Source organism: Ruegeria sp. HKCCSP346, from assembly GCF_017872595.1.
Taxonomy (GTDB): domain Bacteria; phylum Pseudomonadota; class Alphaproteobacteria; order Rhodobacterales; family Rhodobacteraceae; genus Ruegeria.
The window spans coordinates 131,251-147,553 of sequence record NZ_JAEDOT010000001.1 but is presented as its reverse complement, the minus strand read 5'-3'; the positions used below and the strand labels follow the sequence as shown (position 1 = coordinate 147,553).

The following is a 16,303-nucleotide window of genomic DNA, read 5'->3' as shown; positions in this document are numbered from 1 at the left end:
AGGAATCTAACAAAGAAAAAGTTCTGGACGTATTGTGGAACATATTGCCTTTACCTTCGAGATGGGGGTCGTTTGCACCCTTCTGGCTTTCACCGTTTTTCTGTTCGTTTCCGAGATCATAAGGATCGACCTTTCCGCCATATTGGTTCTGGTTCTCATAGGCTTGCTCAGCTACGCGCCCGGGCTGGAAAATTTGGCGGATGTCACCCTTCTGTTCGACGGCTTCGCATCCAATGCCGTCATCTCGATCATTGCGGTTATGATCGTCGGGGCCGGTCTGGACAAGACGGGGATCATGAACAAGGTGGCTGCCGTCATACTCAAATACGGCGGCAAATCCGAAGGCAGGGTTGTACCAATCATTTCCGGCACCGTTGGCGTCATATCCTCGTTCATGCAGAATGTAGGCGCCGCTGCTCTGTTTCTGCCGGTTGTCAGCCGAATTTCCACACGGTCAGGCATACCGCTGTCGCGCCTGCTCATGCCAATGGGATTCTGCGCCATTTTGGGCGGCACAATGACGATGGTCGGGTCGTCTCCTCTTATCCTACTGAACGATCTGATCCTGACGGCAAATGACAGTCTGCCGGCCTCTCAAAAAATGGAGCCCTTCGGCCTGTTCTCGGTCACGCCGATCGGTGCGGTTCTGATCCTGACGGGAATTGGTTACTTTCTGCTGTTGGGACGCTGGGTTTTGCCCGAGGCTGAAGGACCTGACAATACGGGTACCGGACAAGGGACACAGGAATACCTGCAAAGGGTCTATGGCCTCAAAGCTGATGTGTTCGAAGTCGTGGTGCCCGAGGACAGCCCCCTGGTCGGCGAGATTCTGGCCGACATCAACCACGAAAACCACCTGTACATCATTTCAACCTTCTATCGCGGCAAAACCTCGATGGTTCAGGTTTTGACAGCGGAAATTGCAGCGCCGTGTCGGCTGGCCATCGTCGGCCGCCGTTGGGAGGTCGAGAAGTTCGCCGAGAAATACGGGCTGACCGTTCTTCCGGACTTGGACATTTTCGTCGAAGAGTTCGCCCCAACCAATGCAGGCGTGGCCGAGGTGGTCATCACGCCTGACAGCAAGCTGATCGGCAAATGCCCCCGCGAGCTTTTGTTTCGCAAGACCTACGGGATGTCGCTGCTGGCCATTCACCGCGGCGAAGAGACGCTGAGCCATGTCGAGACCGAGGATCACGAATCCACTCAGATCGGGCTCGAAAAGTTTCAGGCGGGCGACATGCTTGTGGCCCATACCAGATGGGACAACCTGATGCGGATCAAACGAGATCCGGATTTCGTCGTTGTGACGACAGACTTTCCTCAGGACGAGCTGAGGCCGCAAAAAGTCGGCTGGGCCCTGGCATTCTTCGCCATTTCGCTGTCGTTGATCCTGTTCACGGACGTCCGGCTTTCACTCTGTCTTCTTACCGGCGCGGTGGGCATGATGCTGACCCGTGTGCTCAGCGTGGACGAGGCGTACCGCGCGGTCGGATGGAACACCGTATTCCTGCTCGCCTGCCTCATACCTTTGGGACAAGCCGTGCAGAACACAGGCACGGCCGCGTGGATCGCCCAGCAGATCATGATAATTCTGGACGGCTGGCCGCTCTGGTCGCTGCAAACCGGCATCGCCATTCTGGCGACGGCCTTTTCCTTGGTCATGTCCAATGTGGGGGCCACGGTCCTGCTGGTGCCTCTGGCGGTATCGATTGCGGTGGCGGCGGGTGGAAACCCGGCCGTCTTTGCCCTGACGGTCGCCATATCGACCTCGAACAGCTTCATCATCCCAACCCATCAGGTAAACGCGTTGATCATGGGTCCGGCCGGATACAAGGTGATGGATTTCGTCCGCTCCGGCGGAATAATGACAGCGCTGTTTCTGGTCGTCTCGCTGCTCATGATAAACGTCATCTATTAGCGCAAGAGGATCCGCGGTGTTCGGTGGTCTTTTCCCATCATCGGGACAGGTTCAGTCAAGGCACCCGTTCACCATAGTCTACGCCCCTTGCTAACATACTGTTCGTCGCCCGGCCCATCTCAGGCTGGGTCCCGGCACGCCATGCCGCCCATCGACGCCCACAGGTCGCTTTCCATGCCTCTGCATCATTGTTGCGCGCGACTCGCTTGACAAGCAGGCCAGCGGTGCCGCATGTCCCTTTCGTTGGTGTCGGTGACAGCCGATGAAAAGGGAATGCGTCAACGGTCTTGCCGCCAAACGCAGCCGCCCCCGCGACCGTGAACGGAGAGGATGCCCAATGCCACTGGCCCAAAAGCCGGGAAGGCGGGACATCCGACAGAGGCCCGCCTCTGGCATCCGCAAGCCGGGAGACCTGCCAACAACCGAAGTTGAAACCGGGCGGGGTGTTCCGGTGTCGGGTCCATGACCATTCGTGGCCCGCATGAAACCCCGTCCCCCGCGAAGAGGATTTGGGGGGATGAGAGACATGACCGATACCGCACCAGTCGAGTTGCTGGTCTGTACCACCTGCCGTCGCGGCCTGCCTGTGGAAGATGACACGCAACGCCCGGGCGCTTTGTTACACAAGGCTCTGGAACAGGCGGACCTGCCCGACGGTGTCACCCTGAAAGCCGTTGAATGCCTGTCAAACTGTGATCAAGGCTGTTCGATCGTGTTGCGCGGGCCGGGCCGCTGGACCTTCGTGTATGAAAACCTGAACGAAACAGATCATGTCGACGTCATCGTCGACGGCGCGACCAAGTATCTGGCCACCGAAGATGGTTTGGTGAAATGGCGCGAACGCCCCGAACATTTTCGCAAGAACTGTGCCTCGCGCATTCCCCCCATTGGAGCCTGACATGTCGAACCTCGAAAAACTCCCCGTCACAGTGATCACCGGCTTTCTGGGATCGGGCAAGACCACTTTGGTGCGTCACCTGATGCAGAACCCACAGGGCAAGCGCCTTGCTGTCGTGGTCAACGAGTTCGGCGATGTAGGCGTCGATGGCGACATCCTGAAATCCTGCGCCATTCCTGATTGCCCGGCGGAAAACATCATGGAACTGGCCAATGGCTGCATCTGTTGCACCGTGGCAGATGATTTCATTCCCACCATCGAGGCCCTGATGGCGTTGGAGCCACGCCCGGATCACATCCTGATCGAAACCAGCGGTCTGGCCCTGCCGAAACCGCTGCTCAAGGCATTCGACTGGCCTGACATCCGCTCGAAGATCACCGTCGACGGCGTGATCGCCCTGGCCGATGCCGAGGCCGTGGCCGCAGGCCGCTTCGCGCCCAATGTCGAAGCAGTGGATGCGCAGCGCATGGCCGATGACTCGATCGACCACGAAACGCCCCTGTCCGAGGTGTTCGAGGATCAGATCTCGTGCGCTGACATCATCCTGCTGACCAAGCCCGACCTCGCCGGCCCCGAAGGCGTGGCCAAAGCGCGCGAGATCATCGCCGCCGAGGCGCCGCGCCCCCTACCCGTCGTCGAAGTGGCCGAAGGTGCCGTGGACGTGCGCGTTGTGCTGGGTCTGGAAGCCGCCGCCGAGGATGACATGGACGCCCGACCCTCGCATCACGACGGCCATCACGATCACGAGCATGACGATTTCGAAAGCATCATCGTCGAGCTGCCCGAGCAGACCGATCCGGCCCAACTGGTCGCCAATATCGAACGCCTGGCCAATGAACTGAACATCCTGCGCGTCAAAGGGTATGCCGCCGTTCAGGGCAAACCCATGCGCCTGCTGGTCCAGGCAGTGGGTGCCCGCGTGCGTCACCAGTATGACCGCCCGTGGGAACCCGGTGAAGAACGCCGTTCGCGTCTGGTCGTCATCGCCGAGCATGACGATATCAAAGAGGCGGAAATCCGCGAAATCCTCGTGGGTGTGCGTGAGGCCGCCGAGTAAGCCATGCACGTCGTCTTTCGCGAAAGCCACGGGCTCGAGGAAACCGAGACCCCAACCGATCTGGGCCAGAGCCCGGCGGACCTGGTGGTGCTGTCCTTTTCGGACAGCGACCTAGGCGCTTTCGCGGCGGGCTGGCATCGTGGTGGCGGACCGGAAGAGCGAATGCCGACCCTGCGGCTGGCGAATTTGACGGCTCTGAAACACCCGCTGTCGGTCGATACCTATGTCGAACAGACGCTTCAAGGCGCCAAGGGCATTCTGATCCGTCTGATCGGCGGGGTGCCCTACTGGGCTTATGGGTTGCAGCAGGTTCTGGCGCTGGCGCAGGCCAAGGGCATCGCACTGGCGGTGCTGCCCGCCGACGGGCGCGAGGACACGCGGCTGGATGACTATTCCACCCTGCCGGTCTCGACCCTGCGGCGTCTGGCGCATCTGTGCGATACCGGCGGCGAGGTCGCGGCACAGGCCGCGCTGGCGCAGATGGCTTTGGCGGCGGGGCTTTATGCCGGTCCGGTGATGGGCGCCAAGACCTTGCCCGAATGTGGCGTGTGGTGTCCGGATCGCGGCGTAATCCCGGTGGAAACCGCATTCGAAGGCAAGACTAAACGAATCCTCGTCACCTTTTACCGCGCTTACCTGACCTCGGCAGACACCGCCCCGATCGCAGCCCTGATCCGCAGCCTGCGCGCCCGTGGATACGCGGCGGTGGGCCTGTTTGCCCCGTCTCTCAAGGCGCCTGTAGCCGCCGAATGGTTGCGGGAACAGGTTGTTGCGCTGAACCCATCTGCCATTGTCAACGCCACTTCGTTTTCGGGAAAAGGCGCGTCGGGAACGTCGCCTCTGGACGCTGCAGGCGTGCCGGTGTTTCAGGTCGCTCTCGCCACCTCGCGCCGCAAAGCCTGGGCCGAGGCGGAACGCGGTTTGTCCCCGGCCGATCTTGCCATGCATGTGGTACTGCCCGAGGTGGATGGACGGATCTCAGCAGGAGTTGCGTCTTTCAAGGAACCCGGAAAACGCGATCCGCATCTGGAATACGCGCGCTTTGCACACCGTCCCGAACCGGACCGGATCGAAGCGATCATCGACCGTGTATCGGGCTGGCTTGCACTGAACGACAAACCCAAGGCAGATCAGATTCCTGCGTTGGTCCTGTCCACCTATCCCGGCAAAGACTGGCAGATGGCCCATGCGGTTGGCCTCGACGCGCTGGCCTCGGCCCAGGCGATGCTGTCCGATCTTGACGAAGAAGGCTATGACATCGCGACTGGCGAGCCGATTGCCGACACTCTTCTGGACGCACGGATTTCGTGGTCGCTTGGGGATTATCAGGATGCGCTTGCGGAATTGCCCGAGACCCTGCGCGCTGATCTGCACACCGTTTGGGGCGCGCCCGAAGATGATCCGGCCTGTGCCGATGGGGCCTTCCATTTCACCGCGCTTCGGCGCGGCAAGGCGCTGGTCGCGCTGCAACCCGAACGCGGCACGCCCGAGCTGCGGGATGACGACTATCATGACCTCTTGCGCACCCCGCGCCACGGTTATGTCGCCTTCTATCTGTGGCTGCGCAAAGGGTTGGGTGCCGATGCGCTGATCCATATCGGCGCGCATGGAACGCTGGAATGGTTGCCCGGAAAATCGGTCGCCTTGTCTGCCGATTGTTGGCCCGAGGCGCTGATCGGCGATCTGCCTGTAATCTACCCGTTCATCGTGAACGACCCGGGCGAGGCCGCGCAAGCCAAGCGCCGGATCGGAGCCGTCACGCTGGGCCACATCCCGCCCCCGATGAAGGAAAGTGGCACGCCGGATCGGATGGTGCGGCTTGAATCGCTGCTGGATGAGTTTTCGAACGCCGACGGGCTTGACCCCAAACGCCGCGACCGCTTGCAGGAAGATATCCGTGATGAGGCGCAGGCGATAGGGCTGGAAAGCGATCTCGGCCTCGATCAGGCTACCTGCACCGCCGAGGCCATCACCCGCATCGACCGCTTTGTCTGTGACATCAAGGAAAGCCAGTTTGGCGACGGGCTGCACATCTTCGGGCGCGTGCCCGAGGTGACGGGCAGTTTCGATCCGGCCCCTTCGGCCAACGCCGAACGCGACGCGCTGATCAAAGCGCTCGAAGGCAAGCGGATTGATGCCGGGCCTTCGGGGTCCCCCTATCGTGGCCGGTCAGATGTTCTGCCCACCGGGCGGAACCTTTACACCACCGATCCGCGGTCGGTTCCGACCCGTGCGGCCTATGCTCAGGGTGTGAAACTGGCCGAGGAACTGGTGCGGCGCCATCTTCAGGAAGAAGGCGATTACCCGAAGGGGCTGATCATCGATCTGTGGGGGTCAGCCACCATGCGCACGGCGGGCGAGGAATTCGCCATGGCCTTGCACCTGCTGGGCGTCAAACCCGTGTGGGACAAAGGGTCCGAGAGGGTTTCCGGCATCGAGGTTCTGCCGATCACCGACCTGAGCCGCCCGCGCCTGGACGTGACCCTGCGGGTCTCGGGCCTGTTCCGGGATGTTTTCCCGACGCTGTCCGCTTTGTTTGGCCAAGCGGTTCGCGCATTGGCCGCGCGCGATGAAGCGACGGATTGGAACCCCTATGCCGGGCAGGCGCCGGCAGCGCGGGTCTATGGACCTGCGCCCGGAAGTTACGGCGTCAATATGACCGAACTTTCCGAAGTGTATACCGACGAGGCCCGTGCGCAGGCCGGTGAAGCGTGGCTAGAGGCCAGCTCTTTTGCATTGGAAGGCGAACACATCTCGCAGGACAAGGACGGCATCACCCAACGCGTTGCAAATGCGGACAGCTTTGTCCACTTGCAGGACCTGACCGAAACCGATCTTCTTTTGGCCAACGATTATGCCACGTACGAGGCAGGCTTTGCCGCCGCCAAGAAGATCGCCGGCGGAACCGCGCAGCTGTACCATCTGGACAACACCAACCCCGAAAACCCGCGTGCCCGAACTTTGCGTGAAGAAATCAGCCGAGTCGTCCACGCCCGTGCCGCCAACCCCGGCTGGATCGCCGGAATGCAACGCCATGGTTTCCGGGGGGCGGCCGAAATCGCGGCAACGCTGGATCATATGGCTTCTTTCGCGCATCTGTCTGGCACGGTCGCACCACATCTTTTTGACCTCTACCACGATGCCACTCTGGGCAACGAAGAGGTGGACGCGTTCCTGCAAGAGGCCAATCCCAAGGCGCGTCAGGCCATGCAGGACCGGTTTCGCGCGCTGCTTGAGGCCGGGCTTTGGAACACGCGCCGGAACTCTATCAGGGCTGATCTGGAGGGATTGAGATGAGTGCACCGATCGTTCAGGGCTGGTGCCCGGGCGCCCATCGTCCGATGATGTCCGGTGACGGTCTGGTCGTCAGGGTCAGGCCCCGGCTGGCGCGTCTGGACGCCGATCAGGCACTGGGACTGTGCAATCTGGCTGACCGCTTTGGCAACGGCTCGATCGATTTGACCAATCGCGCCAATCTGCAATTGCGGGGCGTGGAAGAGGAAGACCATCAGCCTCTGCTCAAAGAGCTTGCCGCGCTGAACCTGCTGGATGCGGAACCCGGTATCGAAATACGCCGCAATATTCTGGTTACACCGCTCTATCAGGCGGGCGATTTGACTGCTCGGCTGACCCATGAACTGATTGACCGGCTTGCGGAGCTGCCGGCCCTGCCGGCAAAGTTCGGTTTTGCAATCGACACGGGCCCCGAACGTCTGCTGGCGTCGGATTCGGCTGATATTCGTCTGGAAACCAGTGCAGGCGGCCTGATCCTGCGCGCCGATGGCTGCGAAACCGGGCGGAGCGTGACCGAGACCGACGCCATTGACCACGTGATCGCGCTGGCGATGTGGTTTGCCGAAACCTACACGCCCGAGACACGCCGCATGGCGCGCGTCATCGTCGCCCTGCCGCAGGAATGGCAAGGATGTGCGCCCGGTTCTGTTGGCGCAAAGCTTCAACCGGGCCCCTGTGAACTGGGTGCCCTTTACGGCGCGGCTTTTGGGTCGCTGCCTGCGCGCAAGCTGTATGACCTGATCGAGGACAGCGGCGCTTGCGCCCTGCGCGTCACCCCGTGGCGGCTGATCCTGCTGGAAGGCGGGGCGGCGATACCTGCCCCGGCCTTTGTCGAAAATGGAACCGATCCGTTGATGACCACCGACGCCTGCCCCGGCGCGCCGTTCTGCCCGCAGGCGCAGACCGAGACGCGCGACATCGCCCGGGCGTTGGCGTCGCGGGTGGCCGGACGCCTGCATGTTTCAGGCTGTAGCAAGGGATGCGCTCGCATGGGTCCTGCCGACATCACATTGGTGGGCGCAAACGGACGATTTGATCTTGTCAAACAGGGCCGCGCGGGGGATGAGCCCAGCCAACGCGGGCTCGACCCGGAAACACTCATGACTATGGACTTCACCTGATGCCCTATACATACGAAACCGATGGCGCGGCGATCTACAAGGAAAGCTTTGCCACCATCCGGTCAGAGGCTGATCTGGCCCGGTTTGATGCCGATGAAGAGCAGGTTGCCGTTCGCATGATCCACGCCGCGGGTATGGTCGGACTGGAAGAGTTCGTGCATTTCTCGCCCGGCTTCGTGCAGACGGCCCGCACTGCTTTGGAAAATGGCGCACCGATCCTGTGTGATGCGCGCATGGTCAGCGAAGGTGTCACCCGTTTCCGCCTGCCCGCCGACAACCAGGTGATCTGTACCCTGCACGATGAACGCGTACGCCCGCTGGCTGCCGAGATGAGCAACACCCGTTCCGCCGCTGCGCTGGAGCTGTGGCGGCCGCATCTGGAGGGCGCGCTGGTCGCCATAGGCAATGCGCCCACCGCACTGTTCCATTTGCTGAACATGCTGGAAGACCCGGATTGCCCGCGCCCTGCCGCGATCATCGGCTGCCCGGTTGGCTTCGTCGGCGCGGTGGAATCCAAGGATGCGCTGTGGCAGGCGCAACCGGTGCCATCCTGCATCGTCAAAGGTCGTCTGGGCGGCAGCGCCATCACGGTGGCGGCCATCAACGCCATCGCAAGCCGGGCTGAATGAAGATGGGCACCATATACGGTGTGGGCCTTGGCCCCGGCGATCCAGATTTGATGAGCGTCCGGGCTGATCGCCTGCTGCGCAATGCAAAGCATGTGGCGTATTTCCGCAAACCAGGTCGCAGTGGTCAGGCCCGCAAGATCGTCAACGGGATGATCCCTGAAGGCGCGGTCGAGTTTCCGATGGAATATCCCGTAACCACCGAGATCCCGGTGACAGACCCGCGCTACAACGAATTGCTGGCAGCTTTCTACGAAAACTGCACCGCCCATCTCAAGGCCCTGTCCGAACAGGGCGAGGATGTGGTGGTCTTGTGTGAGGGAGATCCGTTTTTCTACGGCTCGTTCATGCATCTATACAATCGGTTGCGTGACGAAGCTCCGGTCGAGGTTGTGCCAGCCATCACCGGCATGTCCGGTGCGTGGACGGCCACGGGCGATCCGATCACCTGGGGTGATGACGTGCTGACCGTGCTGGTTGGCACCCTGCCCGAAGAAACGCTGGCGGAACGCATGGCTCTGACCGATGCGTTGGTCGTGATGAAAATCGGACGCAACATCGACAAGGTGAAGCGCGCTCTGAAGACCGCTGGCTTGTATGACCGGGCGTGGATCGTGGAATATGCGCAGATGCCGAACCAGACAGTGACCAAGCTGTCCGAAGCCTGCGAGAAGATCACCCCGTATTTCTCGATCATCGTCGTGCACGGTCAGGGGCGGCGACCATGAGCGGCTGGGTCAAGATTGCCGGTCTGGGGCCGGGTGACGAGGCGCTTGTTACACCAGAAGTAACAGCCGCGCTGGCCGAAGCCACCGATGTTGTGGGCTATATCCCATATGTGGCGCGTATTGCCGAGCGCCCCGGCCTTACACTGCATGCCAGTGACAACCGGGTCGAAATCGACCGCTCGCAACACGCGCTGCAAATGGCTGCCGATGGCAAACGGGTGGTCGTTGTATCCTCGGGCGATCCCGGCGTGTTTGCCATGGCGGCGGCCGTCTTCGAAGCACTGGAAAACGGCCCTGCGGAATGGCGTGACCTTCAGATCGATGTGCTGCCGGGGATCACGGCGATGTTGGCTGCATCCGCGCGCGCGGGTGCCCCGATGGGACATGATTTCTGCGCCATCAACCTCAGCGACAACCTCAAACCATGGTCATTGATCGAAAAACGCCTGCGCCTTGCCGCACAGGCGGATTTCTCGATGGCCTATTACAATCCCCGCTCGAAGTCTCGCCCGGAAGGCTTTGTAAAAACGCTGGAAATCCTGCGTGAAGAGTGTGAGCCCGAACGTTTAATCCTGTTCGCCCGCGCCGTATCGCGGGCCGATGAAGAGATGCGCATTTCGACACTGGCCGAAGCCACGCCCGACATGGCGGATATGCAGACTGTGGTGATCGTGGGGTCATCCCGAACGCGCGTCATCGAGCGCGATGGCGCACCCATCGTTTACACCCCTCGCTTCACTCCTGGTGAGGATCAGGGATGAGACAGCCAGTCCAGAACCTGTGCGACCTGCGAAAACTCGGTCCGCTTCGGCAGAACCGGGCGGTCGATCATCAGCACGGGCACGCCCAGCGCCCGCGCCGCGTCCAGCTTGGCGCGCGCGCCCGTGCCGCCTGCGTTCTTGGACACGACCAGCTGCGTCCCATGGCGCTGCATCAACGCCCGGTCGTCGGCTTCGGTAAACGGCCCTCGGGCGACGACCACCTCTGCGTTCGGCAAGGGCAGCTCATTGGGCGCATCCACCAGACGCAGCAAATAGCGATGCTGGGGCTGGACCGTGAAGTCCTCAAGGTGCATGCGGCCAACGGCAAGGAAAACACGCTGAGCATCGCCGGACAATGCGTCGACGGCGGCAGCGATGTCGGGCACATGACGCCAGACATCGCCGGGCTGCGACACCCAGGCCGCGCGGGTCAACGCGGCCAATGGCGCCCGCGTCGCGGCGCATGCCTCGATCGCGTTCCGACTCATCCGGGCCGCAAAGGGATGGGTCGCGTCCACGACATGGGTGATGGCATTCTCAAGGATATAGGCAGCCAGACCCTCCGGACCGCCGAAACCGCCGACCCTTACCGGCAAGGGTTGAGGACGCGGGTTTTCCACCCGTCCGGCGTAGGAATACACAGCCGCAATGCCTTGTTGCGAAACAGCTTTGGCCAGCGCGTTGGCCTCGGTCGTGCCACCAAGGATCAGGAGGGTTGTCATGTCTGAATCTCCGTGGCTGACCGTTCTGGGACTGGGCGAAGATGGGTTTGATGGCCTGTCGCCATCCGGCCGTCAAGTGCTGGACCGGGCCGAAGTGATCATGGGGCCGCCGCGCCACCTGTCATTGCTGCGCGAAACAGGGGCGGAGCGTGTCGAATGGCCTGTGCCGTTCTCGGAAGGTCTGCCGATCCTGAAAGGATTGCGTGGCCGGCAGACCGTTGTTCTGGCCTCGGGCGATCCGTTCTGGTTTGGCGCAGGCTCTGTCATTGCGCGCAATTTCGATGCCGGTGAATGGACCGCCCTGCCCGGCCAATCCACCTTTTCGCTGGCGGCTGCCCGGCTCGGCTGGCCTTTGGAAAGCACACTGACCTTCGGCCTGCACGCCGCGCCGCTGACCCGTTTGCGTCCTCATCTGGCACCGGGAGCGCACGCGATCCTGTTGCTGCGTGACGGAAAGTCCGTGGCGGAACTGGCACGGTATCTGACCGAGACAGGCTTTGCCGACTCGGCCCTGCATGTGATGCAGGCCCTAGGTGGCCCGCGCGAAAACACCCGAACAGTCACGCTGACCGAGGCGCTTTTGGGTACGTTCGACCATCCGGTCTGCGTCGGTCTGGAGGTTTCCGGTGCAGGACCTGCCCTTTCCAAGGCGTCTGGCAAACCGGACCACATCTTCGAGACGGACGGTCAGATCACCAAACGCCCGATCCGCGCCCTGACACTCTCGGCGCTTGCCCCGCAACGCGGCGAACATCTGTGGGATATAGGTGGAGGCACAGGTTCGATCAGCATCGAATGGCTGATGTGTGATCCGACCCTTTCCGCGACGTGTTTCGAGCCCCGTGCCGACCGGGCTGAGCGAATCCGCCGAAATGCAGATACATTGGGGCAAGATCGATTGAATGTAGTACACGGAACCGCACCAGAAGCGCTGTCAGGTGTCGACCTGCCGGATGCCGTTTTCATCGGCGGAGGATTGAGCGCCAATCTGCTAGCGTGGCTGCGCGATGCGCTTCCTAAAGGCACACGCCTTGTCGCCAATGCGGTCACATTGGAAAGCGAGGCCCTGCTGGCACGTTGGCACGAAGACTTGGGCGGTGACCTGCTTCGGATAGAACTTGCACAATCAGCCCCGCTGGGACCAAGGCGCGGCTGGAAGTCCGCCTATCCGGTGGTGCAGTGGAGCGTGACGCTATGATCGTTGCTGGCCTCGGTTTCTCCTCTTCCGCGACAGCCGACAGCTTGCGTGAAGCGTTTGACGCGGCAGCCGCAAACCACGACGTCGCCGCCTTGGCAACCGTGGCCGACAAGGAAGGTCATTCGGCCCTGACATCCTTTGCAGAAGAGGTGTCTCTGCCCTTACATTTCGTTGCCGCAGGCGATCTGGCCGGTCAACGTACACTCACCTGCTCAAACCGCAGCCGCGCAACCTATGGCACCGGAAGCGTGGCCGAAGCATCCGCCTTGGCGGCCGCCGGAAAGCACTTTGGCCCGGGTGCGCGGCTGCTTTCACCCAGACAGATTTCAGACGACCGGCTGGCCACATGCGCCATAGCCATCGGAGGACAAACATGACCGTTCATTTCATCGGCGCCGGACCGGGCGCCGCCGACCTGTTAACGCTGCGCGGGCGCGACATCATCGCATCCTGCCCCGTTTGCCTTTATGCAGGTTCCCTGGTTCCGGAAGAAATTCTTGGCCACTGCCCCGAAGGCGCAAGGATCGTGAACACCGCGCCAATGGATCTGGATCAGATCATGGCCGAGATCGAGGCCGCACATCAGGCCGGCCAGGACGTGGCCCGCCTGCATTCCGGTGACCTGTCGGTCTGGTCGGCGATGGGGGAACAGATCCGCCGCCTCAAGGAAATGGGCATTCCGGTCAGCGTAACCCCAGGCGTTCCGTCCTTTGCGGCGGCTGCGGCGGCTTTGGGAACCGAGCTTACTCTGCCCGGGCTGGCGCAATCCGTGGTTCTGACCCGGACGCCGGGCCGTGCATCTTCCATGCCCGAAGGCGAGACGTTGGAGAATTTCGCACGCACGGGGGCGACACTTGCCATTCATCTGTCCATCGGCAATCTGGACAACGTCATTGCCGATCTGACCCCGGCCTATGGGGCCGACTGTCCGGTCGCCGTGGTCTATCGCGCAAGCTGGCCGGATGAACGGATCATCCGCGCGACGCTGGGAACGCTCAAAGAGGCGCTGGATGACAGCATCTCGCGGACTGCGTTGATCATGGTCGGTCCGGCACTGGCGGGCGAAGGTTTCGACGAAAGCTGCCTGTATTCGAAAGATTACGACCGCCGCTATCGCCCGCAAAGCGCCGAGAGCCCCTGGTCAAGCTGGAGCCATGGTGATGATTAACCCTCCGGGCCTTCTGATTTCCGCCCCGTCTTCGGGCACGGGCAAGACAACGGTCATGCTGGGCCTGTTGCGCGCGTTGGCCGAGGATGGCCTGACCGTTCAACCGTTCAAGAGCGGACCGGACTATATCGACCCTGCCTTCCACCGAGCCGCGTCCGGGCGGGCTTCGTTCAATCTTGACAGCTGGGCGATGGGCGATCCTTTGTTGAACGCGATCTCTGCGCAGGCCGAAGGTGCCGACATCGTGGTGGCAGAAGGTTCGATGGGTCTGTTCGATGGCGTGGCCAAGCCGGGTGAGTTGGGTCATGGGTCGAGCGCCGAGACCGCTGCACGGATGGGTTGGCCGGTTGTGTTGGTGCTGGATGTCGGCGGTCAGGCGCAATCTGCGGCGGCCACCGCGCTGGGGTTCAGGATGTACAACCCCGATCTGCCCTTTGCCGGCGTGATCCTGAACCGCTGCGCCAGCCCCCGGCACGAGCGCCTGACCCGGTTGGGGATGGAACGTGCAGGCCTGCCGGTTCTGGGTGTGCTGCCGCGCAGAGGCGATCTGACCCTCCCCGAGCGGCATCTGGGGTTGATCCAGGCCGTCGAACACCCGGATCTTGAAAGCGCCATCGTAGGCTATGCCGCATTTCTGCGCGAACATGTGGATCTCGAGGCGATCAAACGGGCGGCTTCCTCAGGCCCCATTGGGCCATCGTCAGACGCGCTGCCGCGCCCTCCGGCCCAGCGGATTGCACTGGCACGGGACGCGGCATTTTCCTTTACCTATCCACATTTGCTGGAAGGCTGGCGCGCAGCTGGGGCCGAGATCCTGCCCTTCTCGCCGCTGGCTGACGAAGCGCCGGCGGCGGATGCCGATCTGGTCTGGCTGCCCGGCGGCTATCCGGAACTGCATGCCGGGACGTTGGCTGCTGCCCAAACGTTCCTCGCGGGTCTGCGCAAGCACGCGGAAACAAGGCCTGTGCATGGCGAATGCGGTGGGTATATGGCGCTGGGTCATGCGCTGATCGACAAGGATGGCGTGCGGCATGAAATGGCTGGCCTGCTGGGTTTGGTGACGTCCTACCAAAAACGCAAATTCAACCTGGGCTATCGCAAGGCCGAACTTTTGGCCCCGATGCCGGGATTTGAGCGGAATGCAGCGCTGCGCGGGCATGAGTTCCACTATTCCTCGATCGTGGATCAACCTGACCCGCCGCTGGCCCGTGTGTTTGATGCCGAAGGCGCAGAGGGACCTCAGACCGGCTCTGTTCGCGGCAATGTCACAGGTACGTTCTTTCACCTGATTGCGGAGGCAACTGCATGAGCGGATTTGTGTCTTTCATCGGCTCGGGCCCCGGCGATCCGGAGTTGCTGACGTTGAAGGCCGTCAACAGGATGCAAAAAGCCGATGCGATTTTGTTCGATGACCTCAGCAGCGGGCCGATTCTGAGCCACGCGCGCGAAGACGCCGATCTTGTGGGCGTGGGCAAACGGGCCGGTCGCCCCTCGCCCAAGCAGGACCATGTCAGCCGGTTGCTTGTGGATTACGCCCGGACCGGCCAACATGTCGTGCGGTTGAAATCCGGCGATGGCGGCATGTTTGGGCGGCTTGAAGAAGAGCTTGTTGCCCTTCGTGATGCGGGCATTGAATTCGAGATCATCCCCGGCATCCCGTCTGCGGTGGCTGCCGCAGCTGCCGCAGGTATCCCGCTGACGCGCCGTCTGACCGCACGGCGCGTGCAGTTCGTGACGGGACATGACGTCAGCGGCGCGCTGCCGGACGATCTGAACCTGACCGCGCTGGCCGATTCTCAGGCCACCACCGTTGTATTCATGGGCAAACGTACTTTCCCGCTTCTGGCAGAAGCGCTGTATTCACACGGCCTGTCATTGGACACGCCTGCCCTGATGGCTGAATCTGTTTCGACCCCGGATCAAAAGCTGACGCGCACCACCATCGGTGCTTTGGCCGAACAGCTAAAATCCGAGATCGGCACGGCTCCGGCCCTGATCCTTTACGGGCCGCTGGCGGAGTTCGAAGATGATTGATCTGAGCCTGATTGGCATCGGCACCGGCAACCCGGATCACGTGACCTTTCAGGGCGCGCAGGCGATCCGGTCGGCCGATCTGATCCTGATTCCCCGCAAGGGCGAAAACAAGGCCGATCTGGCCGGGCTGCGTGAGGACATCATCGACCGGGTAACCGAGACACCGCCAAGGTTAGCCTATTTTGACATCCCAAGGCGCCGGGCGGACGATGGCTATCTGCGCGGCGTGGACGAATGGCACGACGCCATTGCGCTGCGCTGGCACGAGGCGATCGAGGCTCACCCGGGGGCGCAGCACATTGCTCTGCTGATTTGGGGCGACCCGTCCCTGTATGACAGTTCGCTGCGCATTGCGGCGCGGCTGGACCCCAAGCCCAACACCAGGGTGATTCCGGGCATCACGGCCTTGCAGGCTTTGACCGCGGCTCATGCGATCCCGATCAATGATCTGGGCGCACCCTATGTCGTGACCACCGGGCGTCGTATCCGGGATGAAGGCTGGCCTGAAACCGCTTCGAAAGTCGCCGTCATGCTGGACGGGGAATGCTCATTCCAGTCCCTCAGGATGGCAGAGTATGACATCTGGTGGGGGGCCTATGTGGGCATGAAAGAAGAGCTGCTGATCAGCGGCCCTTTGGATCAGGTCGCGCAGCGGATCCTTGACACGCGCGCCCGCGCCCGAGCCGACCATGGCTGGATCATGGATATCTACGTGCTGAAGAAACGCGACGTGCAGCAGCGCGCGGCGAACACGGATTCGTGACTGCGCAGAACTCTC

The 16,303-nt window shown here is 62.1% G+C and carries 15 protein-coding genes and 1 riboswitch; of the genes, 14 read left to right on the top strand and 1 reads right to left on the bottom strand.

Translation table 11 applies throughout. From position 1 onward, the window contains the following. Nucleotides 1–61 precede the first annotated feature (61 nt). The 8 genes from I9185_RS00755 to cobJ all read left to right on the top strand — a co-directional run bounded on the left by I9185_RS00755 (nucleotide 62) and on the right by cobJ (nucleotide 10,403). Nucleotides 62–1,918 carry an SLC13 family permease gene (locus I9185_RS00755; protein ID WP_171633868.1) on the top strand — a complete coding sequence of 619 codons (1,857 nt, stop codon included), beginning with the start codon at nucleotides 62–64 and terminating at the stop codon, nucleotides 1,916–1,918. Between the two features lie 227 nt (nucleotides 1,919–2,145). Further along, a riboswitch (cobalamin riboswitch) is annotated at nucleotides 2,146–2,353 on the top strand. 91 nt (nucleotides 2,354–2,444) lie between these two features. Next, on the top strand, nucleotides 2,445–2,816 hold the full coding sequence (locus I9185_RS00750; RefSeq protein ID WP_171633608.1) for a DUF1636 domain-containing protein: 372 nt from the start codon (nucleotides 2,445–2,447) through the stop codon (nucleotides 2,814–2,816). A 1-nt stretch (nucleotide 2,817) separates the two neighbouring features. Continuing rightward, a complete protein-coding gene (cobW, locus tag I9185_RS00745) occupies nucleotides 2,818–3,873 on the top strand; it encodes a cobalamin biosynthesis protein CobW (RefSeq protein WP_171231961.1) in 1,056 nt (351 codons plus the stop codon). A 3-nt stretch (nucleotides 3,874–3,876) separates the two neighbouring features. Continuing rightward, nucleotides 3,877–7,170, top strand: coding sequence for a cobaltochelatase subunit CobN (gene cobN, locus I9185_RS00740; RefSeq protein WP_209547204.1), 3,294 nt, complete (start codon nucleotides 3,877–3,879; stop codon nucleotides 7,168–7,170). Continuing rightward, nucleotides 7,167–8,288, top strand: a complete 1,122-nt coding sequence (locus I9185_RS00735) for a cobalamin biosynthesis protein CobG (protein ID WP_209547201.1) — start codon at nucleotides 7,167–7,169, stop codon at nucleotides 8,286–8,288. Before cobN ends, I9185_RS00735 begins: the two co-directional genes overlap by 4 nt. Beyond that, nucleotides 8,288–8,917: a precorrin-8X methylmutase gene (locus I9185_RS00730; RefSeq protein ID WP_152457460.1), complete on the top strand. Its 630-nt coding sequence runs from the start codon at nucleotides 8,288–8,290 to the stop codon at nucleotides 8,915–8,917. The genes I9185_RS00735 and I9185_RS00730 overlap by 1 nt, the downstream gene beginning before the upstream one ends. Further along, nucleotides 8,914–9,642: a precorrin-2 C(20)-methyltransferase gene (locus tag I9185_RS00725; protein ID WP_171633615.1), complete on the top strand. Its 729-nt coding sequence runs from the start codon at nucleotides 8,914–8,916 to the stop codon at nucleotides 9,640–9,642. Before I9185_RS00730 ends, I9185_RS00725 begins: the two co-directional genes overlap by 4 nt. Continuing rightward, a complete protein-coding gene (gene cobJ, locus I9185_RS00720) occupies nucleotides 9,639–10,403 on the top strand; it encodes a precorrin-3B C(17)-methyltransferase (protein WP_209547198.1) in 765 nt (254 codons plus the stop codon). Before I9185_RS00725 ends, cobJ begins: the two co-directional genes overlap by 4 nt. On the opposite strand, the gene I9185_RS00715 is transcribed toward cobJ, so the two are convergent. Next, nucleotides 10,394–11,125: a cobalt-precorrin-6A reductase gene (locus I9185_RS00715; protein ID WP_209547195.1), complete on the bottom strand. Its 732-nt coding sequence runs from the start codon at nucleotides 11,123–11,125 to the stop codon at nucleotides 10,394–10,396. The two genes, cobJ and I9185_RS00715, sit on opposite strands and share 10 nt — an antisense overlap. On the opposite strand from I9185_RS00715, the gene cbiE reads away from it, so the two are divergent. The 6 genes from cbiE to cobF are packed head-to-tail and all read left to right on the top strand — an operon-like array spanning nucleotide 11,124 to nucleotide 16,288. Further along, nucleotides 11,124–12,323, top strand: a complete 1,200-nt coding sequence (cbiE, locus tag I9185_RS00710; RefSeq protein ID WP_171633622.1) for a precorrin-6y C5,15-methyltransferase (decarboxylating) subunit CbiE — start codon at nucleotides 11,124–11,126, stop codon at nucleotides 12,321–12,323. The genes I9185_RS00715 and cbiE overlap by 2 nt on opposite strands. Further along, complete coding sequence (locus I9185_RS00705) at nucleotides 12,320–12,700, top strand: cobalamin biosynthesis protein (RefSeq protein ID WP_209547191.1); 381 nt, start codon at nucleotides 12,320–12,322, stop codon at nucleotides 12,698–12,700. Before cbiE ends, I9185_RS00705 begins: the two co-directional genes overlap by 4 nt. Beyond that, complete coding sequence (gene cobM, locus I9185_RS00700) at nucleotides 12,697–13,491, top strand: precorrin-4 C(11)-methyltransferase (RefSeq protein ID WP_171723587.1); 795 nt, start codon at nucleotides 12,697–12,699, stop codon at nucleotides 13,489–13,491. Before I9185_RS00705 ends, cobM begins: the two co-directional genes overlap by 4 nt. Beyond that, a complete protein-coding gene (locus I9185_RS00695) occupies nucleotides 13,478–14,800 on the top strand; it encodes a cobyrinate a,c-diamide synthase (protein ID WP_209547188.1) in 1,323 nt (440 codons plus the stop codon). The genes cobM and I9185_RS00695 overlap by 14 nt, the downstream gene beginning before the upstream one ends. Continuing rightward, on the top strand, nucleotides 14,797–15,525 hold the full coding sequence (gene cobA, locus I9185_RS00690; RefSeq protein ID WP_209547185.1) for a uroporphyrinogen-III C-methyltransferase: 729 nt from the start codon (nucleotides 14,797–14,799) through the stop codon (nucleotides 15,523–15,525). The genes I9185_RS00695 and cobA overlap by 4 nt, the downstream gene beginning before the upstream one ends. Further along, nucleotides 15,518–16,288, top strand: coding sequence for a precorrin-6A synthase (deacetylating) (gene cobF, locus I9185_RS00685; protein ID WP_171633636.1), 771 nt, complete (start codon nucleotides 15,518–15,520; stop codon nucleotides 16,286–16,288). The genes cobA and cobF overlap by 8 nt, the downstream gene beginning before the upstream one ends. Nucleotides 16,289–16,303: the final 15 nt, after the last annotated feature.